The organism is Streptomyces hirsutus, assembly GCF_001418415.1.
Lineage (GTDB): Bacteria > Actinomycetota > Actinomycetes > Streptomycetales > Streptomycetaceae > Streptomyces > Streptomyces hirsutus.
The window spans coordinates 1-3,967 of the sequence record NZ_LIQT01000709.1; the positions used below are offsets into that span (position 1 = coordinate 1).

Here is a 3,967-nt window from a genome sequence, read left to right on the forward strand (position 1 = left end):
CCCCGCCCCCGCCCCCTTCATTCGGCGACCGGCCATGTCCCGGCGCTGATTCCGCATGCCCTTCGGGAGAGGACCCCATGAGTACGAACCAGTCCGCGCAGGTGGCAGCCGCTGAAGGGAACGGTGGAGCCCGCGGCGCGGGCGCGCCGGACGCGCGTCGGCTGCGCATGACCCTGATCGCCGTCTGTACCGCCTTGATGGCCGTGGTCGCCTCGGTGTCCGGGCTGAACGTCGCCCAGCCCGACCTCGCCGTCGAGTTCGGCGCCTCGCAGAGCACGGTCCTGTGGATCATCAACGTCTACACCCTCGGCCTGGCCGCGCTCCTGCTGCCGCTCGGCGCGATCGGCGACCGGCTGGGCCGCAAACCCATGCTGATCGCCGGTCTGATCGTCTTCGGCATCGCGAGCGCCGTGGCGGGTCTGGCCCCGACAGCCGAGGTGATGCTCGCCGCGCGCGTGGTGAGCGGTGCCGGCGCGGCGATGATCATGCCCATCACCCTCGCGGTCATCACCTCCACCTTCCCGGAGGGCGAACGCAGCCGGGCGATCGGCGTGTGGACCGGTGTCGCCGGAGGCGGCGGCGTCCTGGGCATGTTCCTCTCCGCCGTCCTCGTCGACGTGGCGAACTGGCGGTGGCTGTTCGTCCTGCCCGTGGTGCTGGTCGTCGTCGCGCTGGGCATGGCGCTGAAGTCGGTTCCCGACTCACGCGAGAGCTCCGGGCACGCCTTCGACACCATCGGCGCGCTGACCTCCGTCGTCGCGGTGGTCGGCCTCATCTTCGTCCTCCAGGAGGGCCCGGAGCGCGGCTGGACCGCCCCCGTCACCCTGATCAGCCTGGTCGTCGGGGTCGCGGCCACCCTCTGCTTCGTGGTCTGGGAGCTGCACCGCCGGGAGGCCTCCCTGCTGGATGTGCGCCTCTTCCGGGAGCGCAGCCTGGCCGGCGGCTCGATCACGCTCCTGGTGGTCTTCGGTGTGCAGGCAGGGATCTTCGTGGTCCTTTTCCCGTTCCTCCAGGCCGTGCTCGGCTGGTCGGCCCTGCGGTCCACGCTCGCGCTGATGCCCATGGCCGTGGCCATGATGCTGGCTTCCGGCCTGGCCCCCCGGCTCGCCGCACGCATCGGTCCCCGCTCGACCATGGCCGCGGGCATCCTTCCGGCCGGTGCCGGTCTGGCGCTCATGGCCGCCTTCGTCTCCGTCGACGGCGGCTATCCGTCCGTCCTGCCCGGCATGCTGGCCATGGGCATCGGCATGGGCCTGTCGATGACGCCTTCCACCGAGGCCATCACCGGCTCCCTGCCACGTGAGCGCCAGGGTGTCGCCTCGGCACTCAACGACGTCACCCGCGAGTTCGGTACCGCGCTGGGTGTCGCCCTGCTCGGAGCGCTCCTGTCGGCCGGCTACCGCAGCGCCGTCGACGACAGACTGCGTGGCGTCGTCCCCGAGGGGGTCGCGGACACCGCACGGGAAGGCGTCGCCAACGCCGTCGAGGCCGCCGGCGGTGCCGGCTCACACGAGCAGACGCTCGTCCATGCCGCCCAGCAGTCCTTCGTCGACGGCTGGCAGCAGGCCATGTGGGCAGGCGTCGCCGTCATGGGCGTCCTGTTCCTCTACGTCCTGGCCCGCGGCCCGAGGAATCCGGTGCCCGCGCCGGCGACCGAGGCGGAGGTCACCGGGACCGTCGCCCCGCGATGACCGCGTAACAGCCGGCGGACGCGCACAGGACCTCCGTCCGTGGCTTCCGTGGCCGGGGCGCCCGCCCTCCCGGCCACGGACCCGGCGGACCTCGGCGCCTCCCCGACACGGCGTCAACTGCCGTACGCCACAAGCGCATCGGTCCGCCCGCGGTTTCCGCGAGCGGCCCCTTCCCGTTCACTCCAGGTAGCCCCGCAGCTGGTCGGCGAAGGCGTGGTCGCGGAGTTTGTTGAGGGTCTTGGACTCGATCTGGCGTATGCGCTCGCGGGTGACGCCGAAGATGCGGCCTATCTCCTCCAGGGTGCGGGGGCGGCCGTCGACCAGGCCGTAGCGGAGCTGGACGACCTTGCGCTCCCGCTCCCCCAGCGTCGACAGGACCGCCTCCAGGTGTTCCCTCAGCAGCAGGAACGCGGCCGACTCGACGGGGCTCGCGGCGTCGCCGTCCTCGATGAGGTCGCCGAGGGCGACCTCGTCCTCCTCGCCCACCGGGGCGTGCAGGGAGACGGGCTCCTGGGCGAGCCGCAGCACCTCGCCGACCCGCTCGGGGGCCAGGTCGAGCTGGGCGGCGACCTCGACCGTGGTCGGTTCGTAGCCGCGTTCCTGGAGCATGCGGCGCTGGACGCGGACGACACGGTTGATGAGTTCGACGACGTGCACGGGGACGCGGATGGTGCGGGCCTGGTCGGCCAGCGCGCGGGACATGGCCTGGCGGATCCACCAGGTGGCGTAGGTGGAGAACTTGTAGCCGCGCGCGTAGTCGAACTTCTCCACGGCCCGGATCAGGCCGAGGTTGCCCTCCTGCACCAGGTCCAGCATGGTCAGCCCGCGGCCCACGTACCGCTTGGCGACGGAGACGACGAGCCGCAGGTTGGCCTCGATCAGCCGCCGCTTGGCCATCCGGCCCATGACGACGAGCCGGTCCAGGTCCAGAGCGAGCCTGCTGTCCAGGTCGGAGGCCAGCCGCAGCTTCTCCTCGGCGAACAGTCCGGCCTCGACGCGGCAGGCGAGTTCGACCTCCTCGGCGGCGGTGAGCAGGGGGATGCGGCCGATCTCCCGCAGGTACTGCCGGAACAGGTCCGAGGAGGGGCTGCCGGACTCGGTGCGCACCGGCGGCGGGGCCGCCTCCACCGCCTCCACTGGGTCCGCCGCCTCCACGGGCTCCGCCGCCTCCATGGGGTCCGCCGCGTCCGCGGGGTCCGCCGGGTTCCCCGGGTCGAGTGCGGCGGAGGGGGGTTCGGGCTCCGTCCGGGGGTGGTGTGCGGCCCGGCTGTGCGTGGGCACCGCCACCAGGACGTCCGCGTCGGGCCGCGCACCGGCCGTACGCGCGGCGGACTGGGCGAGGGTCTGGGTCTGGGTCTGCACCGGGGCGACCTCCAGGATGATCGCTGCCGAGGAGGGCGGCAGCGGTACTTCGGGGCGGAGCCGGTGGCCTCGCCGCTGTCCGTCCCGTACGCGATGAGCGTGGCCGCGGGGGTCCGGGACCCGTCGGGGGACGGAGCGGCCGCGCTCCGAGGACTCAGGCACCGCACCCAGTGTGGGGTACGACACATCGTCCCCACGAGGGGCGTGCGACGACTTTTTGCTTCCGGCCGGTGACCGCCCGGTGACGGAAGGAGACAAGGACGGAGAAAAGGAGGGAAGGGGAGAGGAGGGGAGGGAGGCGGGGCGGGTACGGGTTACAGGGCCGCCGCGCCGTGTGCGCGCAGGGCCTGGTCGTACTGCTGGAGGACCCACAGCTCGTTCTGCACGGAGGCCAGTTCGGCCGGGTCGCCCTGGGAGGCGACGCGGGTCAGCCGCCCGGTGATCTCGCGGATGCGGCGCTCGACGGCGCGGCGGCGGACGGTGACCAGCTGGGCGCCCGCGTAGTTCTCGTCGACCTCCTTGACGCCCCGGTGCAGCATGATCGCCTCGACGGCGAGTTCGGTGACCATGGCGCGGACGGTGTCGTCGGGGGCGGCCTCACGGACGCGGATCAGATAGTCCTGGGAATCGGGAACGCCGGACTCGGCGCCTCCCGCGTCCAGAATGGCCTGGCGCACCGCCGCGTACACCGGGGCGGTGAACTCGTCGAGGCCGTACGCGTCGAAGGCCGGGGAGACCAGCTCGGGGCGCTGGAGGGCGAGCTTGAGCAGTTCGCGTTCGGTGGCGAAGACGGGGTTGCGCAAGTTGAGGGCGGGGCCGCGCGGGGATGCCTGGGCGGGGGCGGAGCCGTACTGCTGCGGGCCGCCGCCTCCGCCGTGCTGCTGCCGGTCGGGGGCGGCGGCCCGCAGCAGTAC

The 3,967-nt window shown here is 72.8% G+C and carries 1 protein-coding gene and 2 pseudogenes; 1 reads left to right on the forward strand and 2 read right to left on the reverse strand.

Features of this window, described 5'->3' with window-relative positions; translation table 11 throughout:
- Positions 1-77 precede the first annotated feature (77 nt).
- Entirely contained in the window at positions 78-1,691 is a 1,614-nt protein-coding gene (locus AOK11_RS37720) for an MFS transporter (protein WP_055598125.1), read from the forward strand.
- 177 nt (positions 1,692-1,868) lie between these two features.
- Here AOK11_RS37720 and AOK11_RS37725 read toward each other — a convergent pair.
- Both AOK11_RS37725 and AOK11_RS37730 read right to left on the reverse strand, forming a co-directional pair.
- Positions 1,869-3,215, reverse strand: a pseudogene (locus AOK11_RS37725) (RNA polymerase sigma factor).
- Positions 3,216-3,367: 152 nt separating this feature from the next.
- Positions 3,368-3,967: pseudogene (locus AOK11_RS37730) on the reverse strand (DNA primase); the annotation flags it as partial.

What these genes read in the sequence shown, in the direction of transcription:
- AOK11_RS37720 (WP_055598125.1), top strand. Translation starts at nt 78, where the DNA reads ATGAGTACGAACCAGTCCGCGCAGGTGGCAGCCGCTGAAGGGAACGGT.